Raw genomic sequence first — 21,833 nt, forward strand, 5'->3', positions numbered from 1 at the left:
GCACCCACCCACCCGATCCGGTGAGTTGATCGTCCCGCCGGCGCGGTACGCCGGTGGCGGCCGGATACTCGCAGCTCAAGACATCGGTCGGGCAGGGAGAGCGCATGGACGTGGTCTGGCTGGACGTACAGATGCGGGCCGGGCTGCGTGGGCACTTCCATCCGTTCACCGACGTCGTGTGCGACGTCCCCGATCCGCTCCCCGCCGAGTCCGCCGGTTGGCAGGACTGGGCGACGGCGTACCTCGGCGCGGTCGCGGCGAAGGACGGCTGGCAGCCGGGGCACTACTCCTACACCGTGGAGCGCCGCGACGATGGCGGGCACGCCCTCGAGGTCTACGCCCGTGGCCAGTGGGAGTGGACGCACTGACGCTCGGCCCGGACTCGTAGCCACCGGTACACCGCCGCCAGATCACCGGCGACGGTGTGCCGGCGCACCGGCGTGCGGGGTGGCGACGGCGGCCCGGTGGTGAACCGCCAGTCGGCGCCGTCGCGGGAGTCGGCGCCGTAGCGGGGGGCGGCCAGCGCAATCCCCACCAAGATCAGCATCAGCACCAATGGCATCTCCATAGGCCGATGGTGTCTAGGATTGGCCCTCTCCTCCATGGCCAATTTGCGGAGAGTGGACCAGTGGACGACATCGAGCGCCGGATCAGCGCGCGAAGCTTCGCCCGCCTACTCGGCGGCTGGCGGCCATCCGACGGGCGCCGGCTCGCCGCGGCGCTCACCGAGCGGATCCGGCTGCTCGTCCTCGACGGCAGGCTCTCGCTGCAGACCCGCGTCCCCGCCGAACGGGAGCTGGCCGCGGCGCTCGACGTCAGCCGCACCACCGTCGCCGCCGCCTACGACGCGCTGCGCGACGCCGGCTTCCTGCACAGCCGCCGGGGCGCGGGCAGCTGGACCCGGTTGCCGGACACCCGCCCCGGGGCCCCGGCCGTCGCGTTCTCCCCGTTCTCCCCGCAGGGCGACGACAGCCTCTTCGACCTCGCGCACGCCGCGCTGCCGGCCCCGACCGAGGAGATCCGCCGCGCGGCGGCCGAGGCCCTCGGCGACCTGGACGGCTACCTGAGTGGCCACGGCTACCACCTGCACGGCCTGCCGGTGCTGCGCGCGGCGATCGCCGACCGGTTCACCGCGCGCGGGCTGCCCACCACCGCCGAGCAGATCCTGGTGACCACCGGCGCGCAGCACGCGATCGCGCTGGCGCTGACCGCGCTGACAGGGCCCGGGGACCGTGTCCTCGTCGAGCACCCCACCTACCCCAACGCCCTGGACGCCGTACACGCCCGCGGCGGCCGGTGCGTCCCGGTCGCCCTCGGCCCGGACGGCACGTGGGACGTCGACCTGTTCACCGCGGCCGTGCGCGACGCCGCCCCCCGGCTCGCCTATCTCATCCCCGACTTCCAGAACCCGACCGGCGCGCTGATGGACGGCACGCACCGGGCCGGGATGGTCGCCCTGGCCCGGCGCACCGGCACCCCGCTGCTCATCGACGAGACCCTCGCGGAGCTCCCACTGGACGGCCCGGCGGCGAAGGCCCCGCCGTCGCCGGTCGCGGCCCACGGCGGCGGCGAGTCCCCGCTGCTGCTCACCGTCGGCTCCGCCAGCAAGGTCTTCTGGGGCGGGCTGCGCATCGGTTGGATCCGCAGCTCCGCCGCGATGATCCGGCGGCTGGCCGCGCTGCGTCCCGCGATCGACCTCGGCGGCGCCGTGCTGGACCAGCTCGTCACGGCCCGGCTGATCACAACCGTGGAGTCGGCCGCCGCAGCCCGGCGTGGCGAACTGGCCGCGGCCCGGGATCACCTGCTCGGCCGCCTGGGCGACCTGTTCCCCGGCTGGCGGCCGTCGCGGCCCGCCGGCGGGCTGAGCCTGTGGGTCGATCTCGGCGCGCCGGTCTCCAGCCGCCTCGCCGGGTCCGCCCGCCGGCACGGCGTGCTGCTCGCCGCCGGGCCGCGCTTCGGTCTGGACGGAGCCTTCGAGCGGTACCTGCGGCTGCCCTTCACCCTGCGACCGGACCGGGTGGAACCGGCGTTGGCCCGGCTCACGGCGGCGTGGCACGGGCTCGACGACACCGCCCCCACCGACGTGGAACCGGTCGCCGTGGCCTGAGTCACCCGGGACGGCCGACGCGTTGTCCTAGAGTCCGGAAGAATCCATCAACTGGAGGTATGTGTGTCGAAGCGGAGCGGGCCCCTGGCCGGGCTGCGGGTCGTCGAGCTGGCGGGGATCGGACCGGGACCGCACGCGGCGATGATCCTGGCCGACCTGGGCGCCGACGTGGTACGCGTCGATCGGCCGGGCGGCCTGCAGCTCGGCTCCCCGGAAGCCGACCCCACCCTGCGCGGGCGCCGCCGGGTGGCCGCCGATCTCAAGGACCCGGCCGGCAGGGAGGCCGTGCTGCGGCTCGTCGAGCACGCCGACGTGCTGCTCGAGGGCTACCGGCCCGGCGTCACCGAGCGGCTGGGCGTCGGCCCCGCCGACTGCCACGCCCGCAACCCGCGGCTGGTCTACGGCCGGATGACGGGCTGGGGGCAGGACGGCCCGCTGGCCCAGCGCGCCGGCCACGACATCAACTACATCTCGCTGACCGGTGCGCTGCACGCGATCGGCCGCCGCGGCGAGCGGCCGGTGCCGCCGCTCAACCTCGTCGGCGACTTCGGCGGCGGATCGATGCTGCTCGTCATCGGGGTCCTGGCGGCGCTGTGGGAGGCCAAGAGCTCCGGCGAGGGCCAGGTCGTCGACGCCGCGATGGTCGACGGGGCCAGCATCCTCGTGCAGATGGTCTGGGCGATGCTGAACCAGAAGATCTGGACCGACGAGCGCGACACGAACCTGCTCGACGGTCACGCGCCGTTCTACGACACCTACACCTGTTCCGACGGCCGCCACGTCGCCGTCGGGGCGATCGAGCCGCAGTTCTACGCCCAGTTGCTCGACGGCCTCGGGATCGCCGCCGACGAGCTGCCGAACCAGTTCGACCCGCAGGGCTGGCCGGTCGTCCGGGCCCGGTTCGTCGAGGCGTTCGCCGCCCGGACCCGGGACGAGTGGGCCGCCGTCTTCGCCGACGTCGACGCGTGCGTGACGCCCGTGCTGGCCTTCGGCGAGGTGGCCGACCACCCGCACCTGGCCGCCCGCTCGACGATCGTCGCCCCGGGCGGCGTGCCGCAGGCCGCGCCCGCCCCGCGCTTCTCCCGTACCGGGACCGAGCTCCCGGCGCGGCCGGGCGAGCCCGAGGAGGTCGAGTCGGTGCTGGCCGACTGGGCCTGACCCTGAGACGACCGCACCCCCCGCCGCCCGGAGGCGGCGGGGGGTGCGGTGCGTTCGCGGTCTGCGATCAGACGGCCGGAGCCTCGTCGACCAGCAGGTTGCGGGTGCGGTTCGGGTCGACCGGGATACCGGGTCCCGCGGTCGTCGAGACCGTGATCTTCTTGATGTACCGGCCCTTGGCGGCCGACGGCTTGGCCCGCAGGATCTCGTCGAGCGCCGCGCCGTAGTTCTCGACGAGCTGCTCGACGCCGAAGGACGCCTTGCCGATGGCGAGGTGCAGGTTGGCCTGCTTGTCCACCCGGAAGCTGACCTTGCCGCCCTTGATGTCCGCGACCGCCTTGGCAACGTCCGGGGTCACCGTGCCGGTCTTCGGGTTCGGCATCAGGCCGCGCGGGCCCAGGATCCGGGCGATGCGCCCGACCTTGGCCATCTGGTCCGGGGTGGCGATGGCGGCGTCGAACTCCAGCCAGCCACCCTGGATGCGCTCGATCAGGTCCTCCGCGCCCACGACGTCGGCACCGGCGGCCTCGGCCTCGGCGGCCTTGTCGCCGGTGGCGAACACGATGACCCGGACGGTCTTACCGGTCCCGTGCGGCAGGTTCACGGTCCCGCGGACCATCTGGTCGGCCTTGCGCGGGTCGACACCCAGGCGCATGGCGACCTCGACGGTCGGGTCCATCTTGAAGAAGTTCGAGGTCTCCTTCGCCAGACCGGCGGCCTCGAGCGGGCTGTAGAGCCGCTCGCGGTCGATCAGCTCGGCCGCGGAGCGGTAGTTCTTGCTGCGCTTGGTCATTTCTGACGTCCCTCATACTCTGCGACCGCCTGGGCGGTCGCTGGTCAGGTCGTGGTACGAGCCGCGCTCGGCTCTCCCACGCGTTCGGCGAACGGCGCCTCAGGAGGCGACGTTGATGCCCATCGAACGGGCGGTGCCGGCGATGATCTTCGCCGCGTGGTCCAGGTCGTTGGCGTTCAGGTCGCGCATCTTGGCCTGCGCGATCTCCCGCACCTGATCCATGGTCACCGTGGCGACCTTGGTCTTGTGCGGCTCGCCGCTGCCCTTCTCGACACCGGCCGCCTTGAGCAGCAGCCTGGCCGCGGGCGGGGTCTTGAGCTCGAAGGTGAACGAGCGGTCCTCGTACACCGAGATCTCGACCGGGACCACATCGCCGCGCTGCGCCTCGGTGGCCGCGTTGTAGGCCTTGCAGAACTCCATGATGTTGACACCGTGCTGACCCAGCGCGGGGCCGACCGGCGGGGCGGGGGTGGCCGCGCCGGCCTTGATCTGGAGCTTGATGATCGCGGAGAGCTTCCGCTTCTTGGGGGGCATCTGGTTCCTCGTTATCGGTACGTGCGCGCCGCGGACCTGCCTGCCACGGCGAAGAACAGTGTCGGCTTCCGGTCAGATCTTGGAGACCTGGCTGAAGCCGAGCTCGACCGGCGTCTCGCGGCCGAAGATGGACACCAGCACCTTGAGCTTCTGCGCGTCGACGTTGACCTCGTTGATCGTCGCCGGCAGCGTCGCGAAGGGGCCGTCCATCACGGTGACCGACTCGCCGACCTCGAAGTCGACCTCGACGGTGCTCTTGCCCGGGGCCGCCGCGCCGGTGGTCTTCCCGGCTGCGCCCTGCTTGGGCTGCTCGGTCTTCGGGAGCAGGAACTTCACGACGTCGTCGATGCTCAGCGGCGACGGACGCGAGGTGGCACCCACGAAGCCGGTGACCCCGGGGGTGTTGCGCACGGCGCCCCACGACTGGTCGTTGAGCTCCATGCGGACCAGGATGTAGCCGGGCAGCACCTTGCGCTGGACCTGCTTGCGCTGGCCGTTCTTGATCTCGGTGACCTCTTCGGTCGGCACCTCGACCTGGAAGATGTAGTCCTCGACGTCCAGGGTCTGCACCCGGGTCTCGAGGTTCGTCTTCACCTTGTTCTCGTAGCCCGCGTAGGAGTGCACGACGTACCAGTCGCCGGGGGCGCGGCGCAGGGCCGCGCGCAGCTCCTCCGCGGGGTCGACCTCGGCCCCGGCCTCGCCGGACTCGTCGAGGGCCGCGGCGGCCTCCTCGACGTTCCCGGCGTCCCGGGCGCTGTCGCTGTCGTCGGTGAGGGAGGCGGACGCGGCGTCCTCGCCGTGTGCCGCCTCGACGTCCACGTCCCGCACCGACGCGTCCTCGGCGTCAACCGCCGCATCGCTGTCGGCCACGGCCTGGACTGCGGCCTCGTTTGCCTCGAGCTCGCTGTCGGTCAGCCGCTGGCTGCCGTCTGGGGAGGTCACGTACGTCTCGCTTCCTTAGTCTGCGTCGTGCTCGGTCGGCGGCGCGTCAGGTGCCGAACAGGAACAGCACGGCCTGCCCGAACACGTAGTCGAGCAACGCCACCAGCGCGACCATGAACGACACGAAGACCAGCACGACGGCCGTGTAGGTCACCAGTTCCTTACGGGTCGGCCAGATCACCTTGCGGAGCTCGGCCACCACCTCACGGAGGAACCGGACGACCCGGCTCGGCAGCGATCCCTTGGACGGGCGGGCCTCGCGGACCGGCGTCGCGCGGCCCTTCCCACCGTCGGCGGGCGTCGAGGCGGCTCGCCGCCCACGACGGTCGGCGGCGGTGCTCGGGCGCTCCCGCCCGGACCGTCCCGACTCGCGCTCCTCGCTCACGCCCTGTCCTCCGCTCGCATCGAGCACGTGCCGCTCGCTGCTCGTCCCACGCTCTCCGTACTTGTCCTCGTGCTTGTCACGATGGCAGGGGTGACAGGACTTGAACCTGCAACCTGCGGTTTTGGAGACCGCTGCTCTGCCAGTTGAGCTACACCCCTAGACCTGCTCCACGCCGTATCTGGCCGACGCGGAGCGGGCACACCTAACCAGCACGATGTACCCGGCTCGTCGAGTGTACGGCACCCCCGCACCGCGCCTGAAATCGCACGCCACCCGACCCCCAAACCCCCTGGCGGCGGCCCTCGTGCCGGTGCGGGAGGATGGGCCCATGGCCACCCCTCCGTCCACGACCGCACCGTCCAGCCGAGCACGGATCTCCGCCCGGATCGGCGGCATCGCCGAGTCCGCCACGCTGGCGGTCGACGCGAAGGCCAAGGCACTCAAGGCGGCCGGCCGGCCCGTGATCGGCTTCGGCGCCGGCGAGCCGGACTTCCCGACCCCGGACCCGATCGTCGCCGCCGCCCAGGCCGCCTGCGCCGACCCGAAGAACCACCGCTACTCCCCCGCCGCGGGCCTGCCCGAGCTCCGCGAGGCGATCGCCGCGAAGACCAAGCGCGACTCGGGCTACGACATCGCCGCGAACCAGGTGCTCGTCACCAACGGCGGCAAGCAGGCCGTCTACCAGGCGTTCGCCACACTGCTCGACCCGGGCGACGAGGTGCTGCTGCCCGCGCCGTACTGGACCACCTACCCGGAGGCCATCGCACTGGCCGGGGGCACTCCGGTGGTCGTGCAGACCGGCCCGGAGGCCGACTACATGCCGTCGGTCGAACAGCTCGACGCGGCTCGGACCGACCGCACGAAGGTCCTGCTGTGGTGCTCGCCGTCGAACCCGACCGGCGCCGTCGCGTCCCGTGAGCTCACCGAGGCCGTCGGCCACTGGGCCGTCGACAACGACATCTGGGTGATCACCGACGAGATCTACGAGCACCTGGTCTACGACGGCGCCGAGGCCGTCTCGATGCCGGTCGCGGTGCCCGACCTGGCCGACCGCTGCGTCGTGCTCAACGGGGTCGCGAAGACCTACGCGATGACCGGCTGGCGGGTGGGCTGGATGGCCGGCCCCACCGATGTCATCAAGGCCGCCACCAACCTGCAGTCGCACCTGAGCTCGAACGTCGCCAACGTGTCGCAGCGCGCCGCGCTGGAGGCCGTCTCCGGCCCGCTGGACGCGGTGGCCCGGATGCGCGAGGCGTTCGACCGGCGCCGGCGGCTCATGGTCGAGCTGCTCGCCGCGATCCCCGGCGTGCAGGTGCCGACCCCGCGCGGTGCCTTCTACGCCTACCCCTCGGTCCAGGAGCTGCTCGGCAAGGAGCTGCGGGGCTCCCGCCCGCAGAACAGCGTCGAGCTGGCCGCCGCGGTGCTCGAGCACGCCGAGGTAGCGGTCGTCCCGGGCGAGGCGTTCGGCACCCCGGGCTTCTTCCGGCTGTCCTACGCCCTGGGTGACGACGACCTGCGCACCGGCGTGAACCGGATGGCCGAGCTGCTGGCCGAGGCGAAGTAACACGACACCTGACACGCCCGGGGGGGGCGAGCGCGATCCGCGCTCGCCCCCCGGTGTCATGCGGTCACTTGTCGGTCTCGGCCAGAGCGGCCAGCGCCGAGGCCCGCCTGGCGTACTTCCAGTTCGCGAGGTCCTCGATGGTCTTGATGCCGAACGCCTGCAACTGCTCGTCGTGCTTCTCGGTGAGCCCTTCCATGGCCGACGGCGGAGCCTTGAGGATCTCCGAGGCCGTCTTGTCCTCCCATGCCTTGTCCACGAGCTTGCCGAATTTCACGCCGCGCTCCCTCCATAGCTGTGAGTGACGCAGGCAGCATCGACCCCTCGCGTAACAGGGGCAACTCGGACCAGCCGGACGAGACCGGCGGACAACCGCAGGGAACGGTCAGGCCGGCAGCGTGACCTCGGCGGACGCCCGGCCGAGGACGGTCTTGCCGTCGAACCGGGCAGTCAGGTCGATTCTCGCGATCCGAGCGCCGTCGGCGTCCGATTCGCGCACCTCGGCCACCTTCCCGGTGAGCTCGAGCAGGGCGCCCTCGTCGTCGTCGGGCACCACCACCGGCCGCGTGAAGCGCACGCCGTAGCTGCGTACCGCCGCCGGGTCTCCGGCCCATCGGGTGACCAGCCGACCGGCCAGCGCCATGGTCAGCATCCCGTGGGCGATGACGCCCGGCAGGCCCACCTCGGCCGCGGTGCGGTCGTTCCAGTGGATCGGGTTGAAGTCGCCGGACGCCCCGGCGTAGCGGACCAGATCGGCCCGGGTGACGCGCAGTTCCAGCGCGGGAAGCTCGTCGCCGACGACGACGCCGGCCAGGTCCACGGCGGTCACGCCGATGCCGCCTGGGTCACCAGCAGCGTCTTCGTCGTGAGCACCGGCTCGCCGGCGTTGTCGGCGACCTCACAGCGCAGGGTCAGCATGTGGCTGCCGGCGCGGGTGCGGAGATCGTCGACGTGGATCGTCGTGACGAGCTCGTCGCCGCCGTGGATCGGGCGGTGCAGGGTGATGCTCTGATCACCGTGCACCATCCGGCTGTAGTCCCACCCGAAGTCCGGATCACGCAGGAAGGCCTCGATCTGCGGCATCGTGAACGACACCGAGAAGGTGGGCGGCGCGACGAGATCCGGGTGCCCGGCGGCGCGGGCGGCGGCCAGGTCGTGGCAGACCGCAGAGTCGTCACCGATCGCGGTGGCGAACTCGCGGATCTTCTCCCGACCGACCTGGTACGGCTCCGTCGGCGGCAGCTGCCGGCCGACGTAGGACTCGTCGGGCACGCTCAGCGGGTCTCGCGGTGTTCCCGGTGCGTGTTGCAGTTCGGGCAGTACTTCTTGACCGCGAGCCGGTCGGGGTCGTTCCGACGGTTCTTCTTGGTGATGTAGTTGCGGTGCTTGCACTGCTCGCACGCCAGCGTGATCTTCGGCCGAACGTCGGTGGCCTTGGCCATCGCGGGTGCCTCCTGCTTACTTTCGTCTCTACGTCAGTCTGGTAGCGGTGGCCGGACTTGAACCGGCGACACAGCGATTATGAGCCGCTTGCTCTACCGACTGAGCTACACCGCTTCGCGAGGCTCGTCACTCGGAGCCTCGCAGAGCCCCTTTACGGAATCGAACCGTAGACCTTCTCCTTACCATGGAGACGCTCTGCCGACTGAGCTAAAGGGGCGGCATGGCCTTCCGGGTAGTCGCTCTGCGGCTTCCCGGCTGGCCTGGACGATGCTACACAACCCCGTACCCGGGTATGAAATCGGCTGGGGGGTGGCGACCCCCACACCGACCTGACCTGCACGGACGGTGCCTGAACCGTCCGTCGGGCGGCGGAGGCGGCGCCGGGGTCGCCCCGACACCGCCACCGGCGACCCGGACGGTCACCAACTGGACTTGCGGACCCCCGGCAGGCTGCCGTCGTGGGCGAGCTCGCGCAGCCGGATCCGGGACACCCCGAAGGCCCGGAAGTAGGCCCGTGGCCGGCCGTCGACGGAGTCGCGGTTGCGGATCCGGGTGGGACTCGCGTCGCGCGGCATCTTGCGCAGCTCCCGCTCGGCGGCCGCGCGGGCCGCCGGGTCGGTGGTCGGGCGGGCGATGATCTTCTTCAGCTCGGCGCGCCGCTCGGCGTACCTCGCGACGATGCGCCGGCGCTGCTCGTTGCGCGCGATCTTCGCCTTGGTGGCCATCAGACCTTCTCCCCGCGGGCCCGGATCCGGGCGACCGCAGCCTCGACGCCGATCTTGTCGACGGTCTTCAACCCCTTGGCGCTCAAGCGGAGCCGGACGGTCCGGTTCTCCGAGGGGAGCCAGAAGTGCTTCTCCTGCACGTTGGGGTCCCAGCGCCGGTTGGTCCGGCGGTGCGAGTGCGAGACGTTCTTGCCGAAGCCGGGCTCGCGCCCGGTCAGCTGGCAGCGGCGGGACATGACGCGATCACCCTCGTCCGGCGTTGGGGTAGGGCAGCAGGGCCATCTCGCGCGCGTTCTTGATCGCGGTGGCGACCCGGCGCTGCTGCTGGGGGGTCAGCCCCGTCACGCGCCGGGCGCGGATCTTGCCTCGGTCGGAGATGAACGTGCGCAGCAGTGTCGTGTCCTTCCAGTCGATCTCCTTGATCCGCTTGGCGTACAGCGGGTTGACCTTGCGCTTCAGCGGTCGACGCACCGGTCCCGGCATGGCTCAGCGCTCCTCTCTGAAGTCGACGTGCCGGCGGATCCGCCAGTCGTACTTCTTGAGCACGAGCCGGTCGGGATGGTTACGCCGGTTCTTACGGGTCACATATGTGGCACCGGTCCCGGCCGTCGAGCGCAGCTTGACGATCGGCCGGAGCTCGTTCCTGGCCATGCCCCACCCTCCTTACACATGAAATTCATTTTCATATAAGGTAACACGCGCTGTCGCCGTTCGTTCCCACCACCGACAGGAGGAAACCTCCGTGCCCGGAGAACCCGACCCGACCGGGCGCCGCACCGAGCTGCTCGTGCTGACCGGCCTCGCGCCGGACGTCGAGGAGGTCATCGGCCGGATCCGCGCCGTCGACCCGGGTGTGGTCGTCCTTCACCACGACCTGACCGACATCACCCGGGGCGTGGTCCACCGGCGGTTGCGCGACGCCGGTTCGGACACCACGACGGTGCTCGAGCTCGCCCACGGCTGCGCGTCGTGCACGCTGCGCGAGGACCTGCTGCCGACGCTGCGCGGGCTGGCCGAGACCGCCGAACGGGTCGTGCTGCACCTGGACCCCGCGCTGGAACCGGAACAGGTCTGCTGGGCACTGGGCAACGTCCTCGTCGAGGACACCAGGATCGTCGACGTCGTCGACCTGCGTGGTGTCATCACCACGGTGGACGCCGGGAGCTGGCTGGCCGACGCCACGGGCGACGAGACCCTCGGTGAGCGGGGCCTGGCCGAGCTCCCCGACGACGAGCGCACCGTCGCCCAGGTCGCTGTCGGCCAGGCCGAGTTCGCCGACCTCGTCGTCTACACCGGCGGCGCCGACGGCTGGGACCTCGCCCGCACCGACGCCGTCATGACCCGGCTCGCGCCCGCGGCGCTGCGACTGCGCCTCTCGGAGCTCGACGAGCGCGTGCTGCTCACCGGGCTCTCGGACGAGGCCCCCCGGGGACGCCCCGACGACCTGTACGGGCCGCTGCTGCGCGGGCGCCCACCCCTGGATTCGGACTGCGGGGTGCGGATGCTGGTCTTCGCCGAGCGCCGGCCGTTCCATCCCGAGCGGCTGTGCGAGGCGATGGACGTCCTGCTCGACGGGGTCGTGCGCAGCCGCGGCCGGATCTGGCTGGCCACCCGGCCCGACGCCGTGCTCTGGCTGGAGTCCGCCGGCGGCGGCCTGCAGATCGGGCACGTCGGCGAATGGCTGGCCGCGCAGGACCGCGACGCCTGGGACGCGGCGTCCCCGGAACGGCGCGCCATGGCCGCACTCGGCTGGGACCCACGCTTCGGTGACCGGGCCCAGGACCTCGTCGTGATCGCTCACGAGGGCGACCCGGACACGATCGAGGCGACGCTGCGGGAGGCGCTGCTGACCGACGCCGAGCTCGCCGCCGGGGAGGACGCCTGGCGGGTGCTGCCCGATCCGTTCGGCTGGTGGCACCCCGACCCGTGCGACGGCGACGACGGCGACACGAACGACGCCTCCGGTACGGCCGGTGGGCCCGTCCCGGCGGACCACACCCCCCGACGAGAGGACGACTGATGGCAGTCCCCAAGCGGCGCATGTCGCGTTCGAACACCCGTAGCCGGCGAGCGCAGTGGAAGGCCGCACCGCCCGACCTGGTCCCGGTCACCCTCGGGGGCCGGCGCCGGCTCGTGCCCCGCAAGCTGGTGAAGGCCTACCAGCGCGGCCTCATCCCGCTCGACTGAGCGGTTTCCCTGGTCGGCCGCCGCTTCGAGATCCGCGCCCTGTCCGGGGCGCTCGACCGGGCGGCGGCCGGCCGCACCGGTGCCGTGCTGCTGTCCGGCGAGGCGGGCGTCGGCACGTGCTGGACCCCGTCGGCCGACCGACACGCCGGCCATTAGCCCGAGCGGGTGCTTACGGGATGTGGAACGGCTCACTCCGGTTAGGTTCATCACGTACTACCGCGCGGTAACTATGCTCGGCCGCTCACCGGCCGGCGGGGAGGTACGGCGATGACGCCACCGACGCCACCGAAGGTCATGACGGCCCCCGCCCGGGTCGACCTCTCCGACATCGACGGGTTCTGGACCGCTCCGATCGCGGCCCGCGCCGCCGGCTTCGCGGCGCTGCGCGAGCAGGAGCCGATCCCGTTCTACGCCGAGCCCGACTTCGGCTACCTCCCGCCCGGCCCCGGCTACCACGCGCTGACCCGGCTCGACGACGTCGTGGAGGCCAGCCGCAACCCGCAGATCTTCCGGTCCGGCCAGGGCTCGACCTCGGTGGCCGACATGCCGGCCGAGTTCCTCGAGTTCTTCGGCTCGATGATCAACATGGACGACCCGCGGCACGCCCGGCTGCGCCGGATCGTCTCCCGGGGCTTCACCCCCCGGCGCCTCGCGGCGCTCACCGACGAGGTCGAACGGACCGCCCGCACGATCGTCGACGACGTGATCGACGACGGCGAGTGCGACGCGGTCACCGAGATCGCGGCGAGGCTCCCGCTCACGATCGTCTGCGACCTGATGGGCGTGCCCGAGAGCCAGTACCGCTTCGTGTTCGACCGCTCCAACGTCATCCTCGGCGCCGCCGACCCCGAGTACGTCCCGGACGCGGACAACATCGTCACGGCGCTGCTGCAGGCCGGCGGCGACCTGGCCCAGCTGATGCGCGAACTCGGCGAGTACCGCATCGCGAACCCGACCGACGACGTCACCTCTGCCCTGGTCAACGCGGAGATCGACGGTGAGCGGCTCACCCCCGACGAGCTCGCCAGCTTCTTCATCCTGCTCGTGGTCGCCGGCAACGAGACCACCCGCAACGCGATCAGCTGGGGGATCCAGCTGCTCACCGAGCACCCCGACCAGCGCGCGGCCTGGCTGGCGGACCTGGACGGCGTCACCCCCACGGCGATCGACGAGATCGTCCGCTGGGCCTCGCCCGTGATCTTCATGCGGCGCACGCTCGCGACCGACGCGGTGCTCGGTGGCAAACCGATGAGCGCCGGGGACAAGGTGCTGCTGTTCTACTGGGCGGCCAACCGGGACCCGCAGCACTTCACCGACCCGGACGGGCTGGACCTGCGGCGCTCCCCCAACCCGCACGTCGGGTTCGGCGGCGCCGGGCCGCACTTCTGCCTCGGTGCGCATCTGGCCCGCCGCGAGATGTCGGTGATGTTCCGCGAACTGCTGACCCGCATCCCGGACATCCACGCGACCGCCGAGCCGCAGCGGCTGCGGTCGATGTTCATCAACGGCATCAAGCACCTGCCGGTCGCCTTCACCCCCGGCGGCGCCCGGTGAGTCCGGAATCGACCACCGAAGAGATGGAGCGGACCGCGTTGACCCTGGACTACCCCGAGGTTCCCGCCGGCGCGATCCTGGCGGGCGCGGCCCACCGGTTCGGGGACCGGACCGCCCTGCACTACTACGGCCGCGAGCTGAGCTTCGCCCAGCTCCGCGACCGTGCGGGAGCGTTCGCGAACGCGCTGCGCGACGCGGGGGTCGGCCGCGGCGACATCGTGGCGATCCACCTGCCGAACTGCCCGCAGTACGCGATCGCCTACTACGGGATCCTGCTGGCCGGCGCGACGTTCTCCCCGACCAACCCGCTGCTGCCGCCGGCCGACCTGGCCGCCCAGCTCGCCGACGCGGGAGCGGTCGCCGCGGTCAGCTGGCTTCCCGCCGTGCCGGCGATCGCCGCGGTGCGCGACCGCACCGCGATCCGGCTGCTGCTGGTCACCGACCGGGAGCAGGCGCTGGACCCGGGCAGCCGGGTCGACCTCACGGGCGTTCCCGGCGCGGTCGACTTCGAGGCCTTCCACGCCGACGCACCGACCCGTGCCCCGGACGTCGACGTCGACGTCGCCGGCGACCTCGCGCACCTGGCCTACACCGGCGGCACGACCGGTCGGTCCAAGGGCGTCCAGCTGCCGCACCGCAACGTCGTGATCAACGCCCTGCAGTACGCGTGCTGGGGCAGCGGCTCCGTCCCGGTGCTCGACGCGGAGGGCGGGCTGGTTCTGGAGCAGACCGCACCGGCCGAGGAGTACCCGGTCCGGCTCGGCACCGGTGTCTCGATCAACCTCACCCCGTGGTTCCACGCGATGGGCACCATCGGCGCGCTCAACGTGCCCATGCTCACCGGCAGCACCACCGTGCTGCACGACCGGTTCGACCCCGGCGCGTACCTGGCCGACGCCGAGCGCTTCCGGGTCACCTCGATGGCGGGCGCGCCGCCGCTGTTCGCGGCGATGCTGCGGCATCCGGACTTCGCCACCCGCGACCTGTCGTCGGTGCGTGGGCTGACCTCCGGGGCCGCACCGCTGCCGGTCGAGATGATCCAGGCGCTGCACCGGCGGTTCGGCTCCGACGCCGTGATCGCCGAGGGCTACGGACTGACCGAGGTCACCATGGGCGCCACGATCGGGCCGGCGGCGCGGTCCGCGGTGCGCAAGGTCGGCACCGTCGGGCAGCCGGTGTACGACACCGAGATCCGCATCCTCGACGACGACGGTGCACAGCTCCCACCCGGCGAGCCCGGCGAGGTGTGCATCCGCGGCCCGCAGGTGATGACGGGCTACCGCAACCGCCCGGAGGAGACGGCCGCGACCCTCGTGGACGGCTGGCTGCACACCGGGGACATCGGCGTGCTCGACGACGAGGGCTACCTCAGCATCGTGGACCGCAAGAAGGACATGCTGATCTACAAGGGGTACAACGTGTACCCCCGCGAGCTGGAGGAGCTGCTCTTCGGGCAGCCCGGGGTGGTCGGCGCGGCGGTCGTCGGCAAGCAGGATCCCGAGGTCGGGGAGCTGCCCGTCGCGTTCGTGGTCGCCCCGGGTCTGGACGGGGACGGGGCGCAGAAGCTGATGGACGCGGTCAACGACCAGGTGACCCCGTACAAGCGGCTGCGGGAGATCCGGCTCGTCGACGAGATCCCGGTGTCGGCCGCCGGCAAGGTACTCAAGCGCGAGCTGCGCACGCGGCTGTCGGACTGACCCCAGGGCCCACGGCGGCGGCCGGACCGTCCGGGTGACGCGACGCTAACGCGTGGCGGGGGTGCGGCGATGTGTCTGGTGTACGGGCACCCGGCACGCGCGAACCGGACCGGACACCGGCCGCCACGGCGGCCACCACCCCCTGTTCCCCCGATGCTCCAGGTGGTCCGTCAATGCCGATGCCGCGTGTCCTGTCCTCCCCCGCCGCCACCTTCGAGGCGGCCGCCACGCTGCCCGCCTTCGGGCCCACCGTGGTCCTGCCCGCCGTGGTGGGGACGACCGCAACGGACGCCCTCGGCCGGCACCACGCCGCCGTGCCGCCGCGGACCCGCTGGGGAGCCGCGTTCGACGTCGTGGGCCGGGTGGGCACCCTCGTGACACTCGCCGCGCTGCTGGTGGTGGCCGGTGCCGTCGGGGGACTCGCCGACGGCTCGCCGGTCACCGGATCGGCGAGCAGCCTGCAGACCACCCTCCTGGACGAGGCCAGCCCCTGACCGCCGTGAGGCGGTGAGCCGGCAGCGGCGTCAGGCCGCCTCCGTCTGGGCCAGGGGTGTCTTCAGCACGTGATCGACCAGCCGCATCACGAGCTGGCCGCCACCGAGCCGGTACCCGAACTCCTCCCACGTGAGCAGCTCCCGGGAGAGCAGCTCCCCGACGGGGCCGGGATAGAGCCGGGTCACCCGGAAGGCCGCAGCGCGCAGCCGCATCTTCTCGTGGTGATCCATGGGAACGGGATTCATCTCGACTCACCTCCGCCGAGCGGTGCCGTGTGGCACGCGCTCTGCGCTGAGTCGCTACCCCTGGGACACGCTGGTGAATCACAGAGACGGCCTGCGGGCACCAATCTCACCCGATGAGTGACATTCCTCTCACCCGAAACGACGTGTCGTGCTCGAATAGCGACGTACGGCTCATCGGGCGAGGGCGGCCGAGCCGATGAGCTCGAGGGTCGCTTCCGGCGTCAACGGGTGGAACGGGCCGCCGCGGACGTCCCGGTACGCGCGCTCCAGCGGCGAGGTCCGGAAGAACGACGGCCCGCCGACGGCCTCCATCGCCAGGTCCACCACCGCCCGGGCCTCGAGCACGGCATGCCGTTTGGCCGCCGCCACCGCGGACAACGTGGCGGTGTCCGCCGGCGGGTCCTCACCGATCTCGTCGGTCGCGGCCCCGAGGGCCCAGCGGGCCACCCGCAGCCGCGCCTCCATCTCGCCCAGCTGACGCACTGCGGCCGGGCTCGGGGCAGCGCGTTTCGCGACGACACGGCGCGCCTCGTCGTAGGCACCGCTCGCGACACCCAGGTACACCGCAGCGCCGATGGGTGAGAAGTGGATGACGGCGACCAGCAACGGACCGGCCAGCACCCCGTAGGGCCGCCGGCCCATGATCCGCTCGGCGGGCACGAAGACGTCGTCGAAGATCACGTCGTTGCTGGCCGTGCCCCGCATCCCGAGGGTGTCCCAGGTCTCGACGAACGAGATGCCCGGCGAGGACAGCGGCACACCGGCGTGCAGCACCTCGGCGTCCGGCCCGGGCTCGCCGAGCACGGCCGAGGTGGAGATCACGGTGGCCACCGGGGCCTGGCTGCAGAACTTCTTCCGGCCCGAGAACCGGTAGCCGCCCTCGACCTCGACGGCGGTGGTGGTCGGCGAGACCCAGTCGGAGCCGCCACTGGTGGCCATGATCAGGCCCTCGGTCGCGATCCGCCGCAGTGCGGCCTCGGCGTCCGGTGCCCCCCGACGGTGCCGCCAGCACTGGACGAGGCTCAGGTAGAGATGCATCGCCGCGGCCAGCGCCGCCGATCCGGACCAGCGGGCCAGCTCGTGCTCGGCCGCCATCACCTGGCGCATCCCGGCGCCGAGACCGCCGAGCTCCGCTGGCACCGCCATCCGCAGGTAGCCGCATTCGGCCATCGCCCGGTACGCCTCGGCCACGAAGGTGGCCTCGCGGTCGTGGGCGTCCTCCATGGGGGCACACCGGCGCCCGACCTCGGTGGCGAGGGCAATGGCCTCGTTGTCCGTCATCCCTGAACGGGTGAGTGTTGTGGTCATGGCGTGATGGTTGCTGCGCCGATCGGTGGGCGATAGTTCCCGATCTGAACCGGCAGCGGGACCATCACCGGGTGTCTCGCTACGGGCAGTACTGTCCGATCACCCGGGCGCTCGAGGTTCTGGGCGACCGCTGGTCGTTGCTCATCATCCGGGACCTGCTGGTGGGGGCCCACCGCTTCAACGACCTCGCGCGCGGGCTGCCGCGACTCTCGCGGGGACTGCTGTCCAAACGGCTCGACCAGTTGCAGCGCGACGGCCTGGTCGAGCACCGCGACGGCGGTTACCACGCCACCGAGGCCGGGGAGCAGTTGCGCCCGCTGGTGTTCGGGCTGGCGGAGTGGGGGGCACGGTGGGCCTTCGGCGAGCCGCGGCCCGACGAGCTGGACCCCGCGGTGCTGATGTGGTGGATCCGCGGAGGCATCGACCCGGCGCCGTTCGAGCGGCGCCGGGTGGTCATCCACGTCCGGTTCCCGGAGCTGCGTCGCGGCCGGTACTGGCTCGTGGTCGAGCCGGCCGACGTGTCGCTGTGCTTCACCGACCCCGGTTACGACGTCGACATCACCGTCGAGACGCCGCTGCCGGTGCTCTACCAGGTGTGGGAGGCCCGGATCGAGTTCCTGCCCGCCCTCCGCGACGGCCTGATCCGGGTGACCGGGCCGCACGATCTGGTGCGGGCGCTCCCCCGGGCGCTGCAGCTCAGCCCGGTGGCTCCGTACGTGCGACGCGCGCGGGTCCCGGCCGCGCAGGGTGCGGCCGCGACAGGCGGCGCCGCACTAGCGTGATCGGCATGGCCACCACCGCGCCGGTCCGCACCAGGGACGTGCTCTGGACCGACATCTCCGACATCTACGCCGCCGTGCTCGCCCACCCGTTCATCGCCGGACTGACCGACGGCTCGCTCCCCCGGGAGTCGTTCCGGCACTACATCGTGCAGGACGCGCACTACCTGCGCGGTTACGCCCGGGCGCTCGCCGTGTGCGCGGCCAAGGCCCCGACCGAGCAGGACACCGTGATGTTCGCCCGACACGCGGCGGGCGCCGTCGCCGCGGAGCAGGACCTGCACGCCGCGCTGATGGGCGAGATGGGGAGCACCGCCGAGGCGGCGGCGAAGGAGCCGGTCGCACCGACCACCCGGGCGTACGTGAGCTACCTCATGGCGACCACTCAGAGCGGCTCGTTCGCCGAGGCCGTCGGCGCGGTGCTGCCCTGCTACTGGATCTACGCCCGGGTCGGCGAGGAGCTGCTCGCCCGCAGTTCGCCGGACCCGCTCTACGCCCGGTGGATCGCGATGTACGGCGGCGACGACTTCCAGACCGTCGTCGACGAGGTGCTGGCGCTGACCGACCGGATCGGTGCCGAGCTCTCACCGCGCGAGCTGGAGCGGATGCGCGAGCACTTCGTGACGACCTCGCGCTACGAGTGGATGTTCTGGGACGCCGGCTACCGCCAGGAGACCTGGCCCGTCTGACGTCCCCGGCCCGCTGATCAAGGGCGGACGGGGGCTTGTCGATCTTGAAAAGCCCCCGTTCGCCCTTGATCAGCGGCTGGGCGGTCGGGGTCTCAGCGCTGGTCGAGACGGTCCGGGATGAGCAGGTGCAGCACGAAGCCGACGATCCCGACGATGATCGCGCCCCAGAAGGCCGACCAGAACCCGTCGACGGTGAACGGCAGGCCCAGGCTGTTGGACAGCCAGCCGACCAGCATGAACAGCAGTGCGTTCACCACGAGGCCGACCAGGCCCAGGGTGAGCACGTAGAGCGGGCAGCCGACCACCTTGATGAGCGGCTTGAGCACCGCGTTCACCAGACCGAAGATGATCGCGACGACGATCAGGGTGCCGATCCGGCCCTCGGTGGTGCCGCCGCCGACCTCGATGCCCTCGACCAGCGCGGTGGCCACCCACAGTGCGACGGCGACGACCGCGACGCGGATCGTGAGGGCGAGTGCGTTCGACATCAGTCCACCAGCGCCTGGTGGACGAGCGTCCGCAGCTGCGAGCGGACCGGGTAGGTACTCGAGGGCATCAGCTGGGTGAAGAACATGGCGGTGATCTCCTCGGCCGGGTCGATGAAGAACGCGGTACTGGCCAGCCCGCCCCAGGCGAACTCACCCGTGCTGGTCAGCGCCTTGCCCGCCAGCGGATCGACGACCACGGAGAAACCCAGCCCGAACCCGACTCCCGCGAACGACGACTCCGCGAAGATCGGCCGCCCGAACTCCTGCAGGTCGGCGCCCCCGGGCAGGTGGTTGCGCGTCATGTAGCGGACGGTCCGCGGGCCGAGCAGCCGCTCCCCGTCGAGCTCGCCGCCACCGGCCAGCATCTGGGTGAAGCGGTGGTAGTCGTGCGCGGTGGACACCAGCCCACCGCCACCGGACAGCATCGACGGCGGCCGGGTGATCGCCTCGGCCAGCGACGTGTTGCGCACCAGCCCCCCGCCCGGCCTCGGCACGTACAACGCCGCCAGCCGGTCGCGATCGCCCTCGGCCACGGAGAACGCCGTCTCCGTCATCCCGAGCGGCGTGAAGATCTCCTGGGCGAAGAACTCGTCGAGCGACTTCCCGGAGGCCACCTCGACGACGCGGCCCAGCACGTCCGTCGCCACCGAGTAGTTCCACTCCGTGCCGGGCTGGAACAGCAGCGGCAGCGTCGCCCATGCGTCGCAGGTCGCGGCCAGATCCATCCCCCGCGGCCCGCCGAACTCGAATCCCTTGAGCCGGTACATCTCGTCCACCGGGTGGGCGTGGTGGAAACCGTAGGTAAGGCCGGCGGTGTGGGTGAGCAGGTGCCACACGCGGACCGGCTCGGTCGCCGGGACCGTGGCCGGGTTGAGCGCCGATCCGGCCTTGTAGACCCGCAGGTCGGCGAAGGAGGGGATGTAGCGCGACACCGGGTCGGTCAGCTCCAGCGCGCCCCGCTCGTAGAGCATCAACGCGGCCACCGACGTGATCGGCTTCGTCATCGAGTAGATGCGCCACAGCGTGTCGGCCTCGACGGACAGGCCGGCCTCGAGGTCGCGGCTGCCGTAGTGGCTCAGGTGTGCGACCCGGCCGCGCCGGGCCACGGCGATCGTCCATCCGGCCAACCGGCCGTCGTCGACGTATCGCCGGAAGTGTGTGTCGACCCGCTTCAACCGGTCGGCGTCGAAGCCGACCTCCGCCGCATCCGCTTCCACCTTGAGCTCGGTCACACGGCGACCCTACCCGGGGGATCACGCCGGACGGCCCGCGTCAGTGCGCCCCGCCCAGGTTCAGCAGCACCACCCCGGCGATCACGAGCAACACCCCGGCGATCTTGGCCGGGTTCAGCGACTCACCCAGGAACACCACCCCGACCAGCACGATCAGCGCTGTGCCGATCGCCGACCAGAGCGCGTAGGCCGTCCCGACCTCGAAGCCCTTCAGCGCCTGTCCGAGCAGGACGAACGCGGCGCCGTAACCGAGAACCACCCCGATCGACGGCAGCAGCCGGGTGAACCCCGCCGACAGCTTCAGGCTCGTCGTGCCGACGACCTCCATGATGATCGCACCGATCAGCCACAGCCACGCCACGGCGCCCCCCTCCGTCGATGCCGGATCCGGCGCCCCCGTTCAGCGCGGCCCGGCGAGCACCGCCGGCCCGGGCCTGCGACAGGCCATCAGCGCCGGCTCGACGCCGAGCCGATCGTCGCCGAGGGGCCGGCCGCGCTCCTGGAGGGCCCGGGCAGCCACCATGACATCGATCACTCCCCGCCCCCTCTCTCCGGCTCAGCGGCCGCCGCCGAGCGCCGCGCGGTAGTGGGCGAGGTGCGCGCGGGTCTCGGCTGCGGCGAACACGCGGGCGAACTCCTCGACGCTGCGGTCGGCACCGTCGGTCAGCGTGGTGTTCTGCCAGACCTCGAAGAGCCGCTTCTGCGCGGCGACCACCGTCGGGGTGTGCCCCGTGACCCGGTCCAGCATCGTGTGCACGGCCGGGTCCAGCCCGGCCGGCATCACGATCTCGTTGCACAGCCCGGACTCCGTCAACCGCTGCACCGGGAAGTTCTCCCCGGTCAGGATCATTTCCTTGGCCAGGCTGAGCCCGACGTACTGCTGCAGCAGCGCCGCGTCGACCACCGACGGGATGCCGACCTTGATCTCGGGCAGACCGAAGACGGCACGGGTGGTCACGACGCGCAGGTCGCAGGCCAGCGCGAGCTCGAACGCGGCGCCCAGGCAGTAGCCGTCGACGGCACAGATCGTGGCCACCGGCGCGGTCCGCACCCGGCGCAGCAGGTCCCGCAGTTGCGCGATGAAAGCCCGCGCGCCGTCGACGTCGAAGGACAGGAACTCATCGACGTTCATCCCCGTGGAGAAGGCCCGCTCCCCCACCCCGGCGAACACGACGGCCCGGACGTCGGGAGCGAGATCCATCGCCGAGTGCAACGCGGCGATGTCGTCGAGGGTGAGCGCGTTCAGCGTCTCCGGACGGTCCAGCGTCACCAGCAGGGTGCTCCCCCGCTGCTGGACCACGACCCCGCTCATGCTCGCGCTCCTCGCCGGGCACCCCGTGGCGCCCACCCGGCTTGCCTCGTGAAACCGGCTGCCCGGCACCCGGGCGCCATCCGGCGTGCCCAGCATGCACCACCATGGACCGGCCAGGAGGGATCGGCCCGGATCCCGGCGCTCTCGACGCCGCCGGGACCGCGGTGGCACAGGTACCCGCCGACCGGCGGGGCAACCC

General features: G+C 71.9%; 32 protein-coding genes and 3 tRNA genes. 12 read left to right on the top strand and 23 right to left on the bottom strand.

The features are described 5' to 3' along the window. Positions 1-104: 104 nt before the first annotated feature. A complete protein-coding gene (locus HF519_RS22495) occupies positions 105-368 on the top strand; it encodes a hypothetical protein (protein ID WP_169414984.1) in 264 nt (87 codons plus the stop codon). On the opposite strand, the gene HF519_RS22500 is transcribed toward HF519_RS22495, so the two are convergent. Further along, positions 335-568, bottom strand: coding sequence for a hypothetical protein (locus tag HF519_RS22500; RefSeq protein WP_169414985.1), 234 nt, complete (start codon positions 566-568; stop codon positions 335-337). The genes HF519_RS22495 and HF519_RS22500 overlap by 34 nt on opposite strands. Before the next feature lie 60 nt (positions 569-628). Here HF519_RS22500 and yczR point away from each other — a divergent pair, with 60 nt between their 5' ends. Together yczR and HF519_RS22510 are read left to right on the top strand one after the other, a co-directional pair. Next, positions 629-2,107 (top strand): MocR-like transcription factor YczR, encoded by a 1,479-nt coding sequence (gene yczR / locus HF519_RS22505; RefSeq protein WP_312860284.1) that lies wholly within the window; start codon positions 629-631, stop codon positions 2,105-2,107. 63 nt (positions 2,108-2,170) lie between these two features. Then, positions 2,171-3,265 (top strand): CaiB/BaiF CoA transferase family protein, encoded by a 1,095-nt coding sequence (locus HF519_RS22510; RefSeq protein WP_169414987.1) that lies wholly within the window; start codon positions 2,171-2,173, stop codon positions 3,263-3,265. A 67-nt stretch (positions 3,266-3,332) separates the two neighbouring features. Here HF519_RS22510 and rplA read toward each other — a convergent pair whose 3' ends face one another. From rplA to HF519_RS22535, 5 genes are all read right to left on the bottom strand, one after another. After that, positions 3,333-4,058 carry a 50S ribosomal protein L1 gene (gene rplA / locus HF519_RS22515; protein WP_169414988.1) on the bottom strand — a complete coding sequence of 242 codons (726 nt, stop codon included), beginning with the start codon at positions 4,056-4,058 and terminating at the stop codon, positions 3,333-3,335. 99 nt (positions 4,059-4,157) lie between these two features. Continuing rightward, positions 4,158-4,592, bottom strand: coding sequence for a 50S ribosomal protein L11 (gene rplK, locus HF519_RS22520; protein WP_169414989.1), 435 nt, complete (start codon positions 4,590-4,592; stop codon positions 4,158-4,160). A gap of 72 nt (positions 4,593-4,664) precedes the next feature. Further along, positions 4,665-5,534, bottom strand: a complete 870-nt coding sequence (gene nusG / locus HF519_RS22525; RefSeq protein WP_169414990.1) for a transcription termination/antitermination protein NusG — start codon at positions 5,532-5,534, stop codon at positions 4,665-4,667. A 46-nt stretch (positions 5,535-5,580) separates the two neighbouring features. Next, complete coding sequence (gene secE, locus HF519_RS33035; protein ID WP_169414991.1) at positions 5,581-5,919, bottom strand: preprotein translocase subunit SecE; 339 nt, start codon at positions 5,917-5,919, stop codon at positions 5,581-5,583. Positions 5,920-6,001: 82 nt separating this feature from the next. Then, a tRNA-Trp gene (locus tag HF519_RS22535) sits at positions 6,002-6,077 on the bottom strand. 170 nt (positions 6,078-6,247) lie between these two features. Between HF519_RS22535 and HF519_RS22540 the strand changes: the two genes are divergently transcribed. Then, positions 6,248-7,483, top strand: a complete 1,236-nt coding sequence (locus HF519_RS22540; protein WP_169414992.1) for a pyridoxal phosphate-dependent aminotransferase — start codon at positions 6,248-6,250, stop codon at positions 7,481-7,483. A gap of 64 nt (positions 7,484-7,547) precedes the next feature. On the opposite strand, the gene HF519_RS22545 is transcribed toward HF519_RS22540, so the two are convergent. The 10 genes from HF519_RS22545 to rpmG (HF519_RS22590) form a co-directional block, all read right to left on the bottom strand. Further along, positions 7,548-7,757, bottom strand: coding sequence for a hypothetical protein (locus HF519_RS22545; protein WP_169414993.1), 210 nt, complete (start codon positions 7,755-7,757; stop codon positions 7,548-7,550). Positions 7,758-7,865: 108 nt separating this feature from the next. Beyond that, complete coding sequence (locus HF519_RS22550) at positions 7,866-8,309, bottom strand: MaoC family dehydratase (protein WP_312860285.1); 444 nt, start codon at positions 8,307-8,309, stop codon at positions 7,866-7,868. After that, positions 8,306-8,752, bottom strand: a complete 447-nt coding sequence (locus HF519_RS22555) for an FAS1-like dehydratase domain-containing protein (protein ID WP_312860286.1) — start codon at positions 8,750-8,752, stop codon at positions 8,306-8,308. The genes HF519_RS22550 and HF519_RS22555 overlap by 4 nt, the downstream gene beginning before the upstream one ends. A gap of 2 nt (positions 8,753-8,754) precedes the next feature. Then, the gene (rpmG, locus tag HF519_RS22560) at positions 8,755-8,922 is read right to left on the bottom strand and encodes a 50S ribosomal protein L33 (RefSeq protein ID WP_169414994.1); all 168 of its coding nucleotides are present in this window, start codon (positions 8,920-8,922) and stop codon (positions 8,755-8,757) included. Positions 8,923-8,961: 39 nt separating this feature from the next. Continuing rightward, positions 8,962-9,037: transfer RNA gene (locus tag HF519_RS22565), tRNA-Met, on the bottom strand. Between the two features lie 30 nt (positions 9,038-9,067). Continuing rightward, positions 9,068-9,140 (bottom strand) — tRNA-Thr (locus HF519_RS22570). 202 nt (positions 9,141-9,342) lie between these two features. Next, the gene (gene rpsN, locus HF519_RS22575) at positions 9,343-9,648 is read right to left on the bottom strand and encodes a 30S ribosomal protein S14 (protein ID WP_169414995.1); all 306 of its coding nucleotides are present in this window, start codon (positions 9,646-9,648) and stop codon (positions 9,343-9,345) included. After that, entirely contained in the window at positions 9,648-9,884 is a 237-nt protein-coding gene (rpmB, locus tag HF519_RS22580) for a 50S ribosomal protein L28 (protein ID WP_169414996.1), read from the bottom strand. Before rpmB ends, rpsN begins: the two co-directional genes overlap by 1 nt. Positions 9,885-9,891: 7 nt before the next feature. Beyond that, the gene (gene rpsR / locus HF519_RS22585; protein WP_169414997.1) at positions 9,892-10,131 is read right to left on the bottom strand and encodes a 30S ribosomal protein S18; all 240 of its coding nucleotides are present in this window, start codon (positions 10,129-10,131) and stop codon (positions 9,892-9,894) included. 3 nt (positions 10,132-10,134) lie between these two features. Further along, positions 10,135-10,299, bottom strand: a complete 165-nt coding sequence (gene rpmG, locus HF519_RS22590) for a 50S ribosomal protein L33 (RefSeq protein ID WP_169414998.1) — start codon at positions 10,297-10,299, stop codon at positions 10,135-10,137. Between the two features lie 91 nt (positions 10,300-10,390). Here rpmG (HF519_RS22590) and mrf point away from each other — a divergent pair, with 91 nt between their 5' ends. The 6 genes from mrf (at position 10,391) to HF519_RS22615 (ending at position 15,580) form a co-directional block, all read left to right on the top strand. Then, positions 10,391-11,668 (top strand): ribosome hibernation factor-recruiting GTPase MRF, encoded by a 1,278-nt coding sequence (gene mrf / locus HF519_RS22595; protein ID WP_169414999.1) that lies wholly within the window; start codon positions 10,391-10,393, stop codon positions 11,666-11,668. Next, on the top strand, positions 11,668-11,835 hold the full coding sequence (rpmF, locus tag HF519_RS22600; RefSeq protein WP_169415000.1) for a 50S ribosomal protein L32: 168 nt from the start codon (positions 11,668-11,670) through the stop codon (positions 11,833-11,835). The genes mrf and rpmF overlap by 1 nt, the downstream gene beginning before the upstream one ends. Positions 11,836-11,844: 9 nt before the next feature. Continuing rightward, positions 11,845-11,991: an ATP-binding protein gene (locus HF519_RS33355; RefSeq protein WP_369009259.1), complete on the top strand. Its 147-nt coding sequence runs from the start codon at positions 11,845-11,847 to the stop codon at positions 11,989-11,991. Positions 11,992-12,102: 111 nt separating this feature from the next. Then, on the top strand, positions 12,103-13,389 hold the full coding sequence (locus HF519_RS22605) for a cytochrome P450 (RefSeq protein ID WP_211170435.1): 1,287 nt from the start codon (positions 12,103-12,105) through the stop codon (positions 13,387-13,389). A 23-nt stretch (positions 13,390-13,412) separates the two neighbouring features. After that, complete coding sequence (locus HF519_RS22610; protein WP_169415001.1) at positions 13,413-15,086, top strand: class I adenylate-forming enzyme family protein; 1,674 nt, start codon at positions 13,413-13,415, stop codon at positions 15,084-15,086. 173 nt (positions 15,087-15,259) lie between these two features. Further along, the gene (locus HF519_RS22615) at positions 15,260-15,580 is read left to right on the top strand and encodes a hypothetical protein (RefSeq protein ID WP_169415002.1); all 321 of its coding nucleotides are present in this window, start codon (positions 15,260-15,262) and stop codon (positions 15,578-15,580) included. A gap of 30 nt (positions 15,581-15,610) precedes the next feature. Here the strand turns inward: HF519_RS22615 and HF519_RS22620 are convergent, their stop codons facing one another. Continuing rightward, positions 15,611-15,826 (bottom strand): hypothetical protein, encoded by a 216-nt coding sequence (locus HF519_RS22620; RefSeq protein ID WP_246244917.1) that lies wholly within the window; start codon positions 15,824-15,826, stop codon positions 15,611-15,613. A gap of 171 nt (positions 15,827-15,997) precedes the next feature. Next, complete coding sequence (locus HF519_RS22625; RefSeq protein WP_169415003.1) at positions 15,998-17,134, bottom strand: acyl-CoA dehydrogenase family protein; 1,137 nt, start codon at positions 17,132-17,134, stop codon at positions 15,998-16,000. Between the two features lie 71 nt (positions 17,135-17,205). Here HF519_RS22625 and HF519_RS22630 point away from each other — a divergent pair, with 71 nt between their 5' ends. Then, entirely contained in the window at positions 17,206-17,916 is a 711-nt protein-coding gene (locus HF519_RS22630) for a winged helix-turn-helix transcriptional regulator (protein WP_169415004.1), read from the top strand. A gap of 5 nt (positions 17,917-17,921) precedes the next feature. Further along, positions 17,922-18,602 (top strand): thiaminase II, encoded by a 681-nt coding sequence (gene tenA / locus HF519_RS22635; protein ID WP_169415005.1) that lies wholly within the window; start codon positions 17,922-17,924, stop codon positions 18,600-18,602. Between the two features lie 92 nt (positions 18,603-18,694). Here tenA and HF519_RS22640 read toward each other — a convergent pair whose 3' ends face one another. The 5 genes from HF519_RS22640 to HF519_RS22655 are packed head-to-tail and all read right to left on the bottom strand — an operon-like array spanning position 18,695 to position 21,634. Beyond that, positions 18,695-19,090, bottom strand: coding sequence for a phage holin family protein (locus HF519_RS22640; protein ID WP_169415006.1), 396 nt, complete (start codon positions 19,088-19,090; stop codon positions 18,695-18,697). Further along, positions 19,090-20,322, bottom strand: coding sequence for a serine hydrolase domain-containing protein (locus tag HF519_RS22645; RefSeq protein WP_169415007.1), 1,233 nt, complete (start codon positions 20,320-20,322; stop codon positions 19,090-19,092). Before HF519_RS22645 ends, HF519_RS22640 begins: the two co-directional genes overlap by 1 nt. A gap of 40 nt (positions 20,323-20,362) precedes the next feature. After that, entirely contained in the window at positions 20,363-20,683 is a 321-nt protein-coding gene (locus HF519_RS22650) for a DMT family transporter (protein WP_169415008.1), read from the bottom strand. A 39-nt stretch (positions 20,684-20,722) separates the two neighbouring features. Further along, the gene (locus HF519_RS32525; RefSeq protein WP_281358617.1) at positions 20,723-20,857 is read right to left on the bottom strand and encodes a hypothetical protein; all 135 of its coding nucleotides are present in this window, start codon (positions 20,855-20,857) and stop codon (positions 20,723-20,725) included. A 21-nt stretch (positions 20,858-20,878) separates the two neighbouring features. After that, positions 20,879-21,634: an enoyl-CoA hydratase/isomerase family protein gene (locus HF519_RS22655; RefSeq protein ID WP_169415009.1), complete on the bottom strand. Its 756-nt coding sequence runs from the start codon at positions 21,632-21,634 to the stop codon at positions 20,879-20,881. Positions 21,635-21,833: the final 199 nt, after the last annotated feature.

Source organism: Pseudonocardia bannensis, assembly GCF_012911875.1.
GTDB classification, from domain to species: Bacteria; Actinomycetota; Actinomycetes; order Mycobacteriales; family Pseudonocardiaceae; genus Pseudonocardia; species Pseudonocardia bannensis.

Excerpts from the sequence above, each read along its gene's own strand:
- HF519_RS22615 (WP_169415002.1), top strand. The coding sequence starts at position 15,260 with ATGCCGATGCCGCGTGTCCTGTCCTCCCCCGCCGCCACCTTCGAGGCG.
- HF519_RS22640 (WP_169415006.1), bottom strand. The coding sequence starts at position 19,090 with ATGTCGAACGCACTCGCCCTCACGATCCGCGTCGCGGTCGTCGCCGTC.
- rpsN (WP_169414995.1), bottom strand. The coding sequence starts at position 9,648 with ATGGCCACCAAGGCGAAGATCGCGCGCAACGAGCAGCGCCGGCGCATC.
- rpmG (WP_169414998.1), bottom strand. The coding sequence starts at position 10,299 with ATGGCCAGGAACGAGCTCCGGCCGATCGTCAAGCTGCGCTCGACGGCC.
- HF519_RS22500 (WP_169414985.1), bottom strand. The coding sequence starts at position 568 with ATGGAGATGCCATTGGTGCTGATGCTGATCTTGGTGGGGATTGCGCTG.
- rpmF (WP_169415000.1), top strand. The coding sequence starts at position 11,668 with ATGGCAGTCCCCAAGCGGCGCATGTCGCGTTCGAACACCCGTAGCCGG.
- HF519_RS22605 (WP_211170435.1), top strand. The coding sequence starts at position 12,103 with ATGACGCCACCGACGCCACCGAAGGTCATGACGGCCCCCGCCCGGGTC.
- rpsR (WP_169414997.1), bottom strand. The coding sequence starts at position 10,131 with ATGCCGGGACCGGTGCGTCGACCGCTGAAGCGCAAGGTCAACCCGCTG.
- HF519_RS22610 (WP_169415001.1), top strand. The coding sequence starts at position 13,413 with ATGGAGCGGACCGCGTTGACCCTGGACTACCCCGAGGTTCCCGCCGGC.
- HF519_RS22620 (WP_246244917.1), bottom strand. The coding sequence starts at position 15,826 with ATGAATCCCGTTCCCATGGATCACCACGAGAAGATGCGGCTGCGCGCT.
- tenA (WP_169415005.1), top strand. The coding sequence starts at position 17,922 with ATGGCCACCACCGCGCCGGTCCGCACCAGGGACGTGCTCTGGACCGAC.
- rplA (WP_169414988.1), bottom strand. The coding sequence starts at position 4,058 with ATGACCAAGCGCAGCAAGAACTACCGCTCCGCGGCCGAGCTGATCGAC.
- HF519_RS22625 (WP_169415003.1), bottom strand. The coding sequence starts at position 17,134 with ATGACCACAACACTCACCCGTTCAGGGATGACGGACAACGAGGCCATT.
- HF519_RS22540 (WP_169414992.1), top strand. The coding sequence starts at position 6,248 with ATGGCCACCCCTCCGTCCACGACCGCACCGTCCAGCCGAGCACGGATC.
- HF519_RS22655 (WP_169415009.1), bottom strand. The coding sequence starts at position 21,634 with ATGAGCGGGGTCGTGGTCCAGCAGCGGGGGAGCACCCTGCTGGTGACG.
- rpmB (WP_169414996.1), bottom strand. The coding sequence starts at position 9,884 with ATGTCCCGCCGCTGCCAGCTGACCGGGCGCGAGCCCGGCTTCGGCAAG.
- HF519_RS22495 (WP_169414984.1), top strand. The coding sequence starts at position 105 with ATGGACGTGGTCTGGCTGGACGTACAGATGCGGGCCGGGCTGCGTGGG.
- rplK (WP_169414989.1), bottom strand. The coding sequence starts at position 4,592 with ATGCCCCCCAAGAAGCGGAAGCTCTCCGCGATCATCAAGCTCCAGATC.
- rpmG (WP_169414994.1), bottom strand. The coding sequence starts at position 8,922 with ATGGCCAAGGCCACCGACGTTCGGCCGAAGATCACGCTGGCGTGCGAG.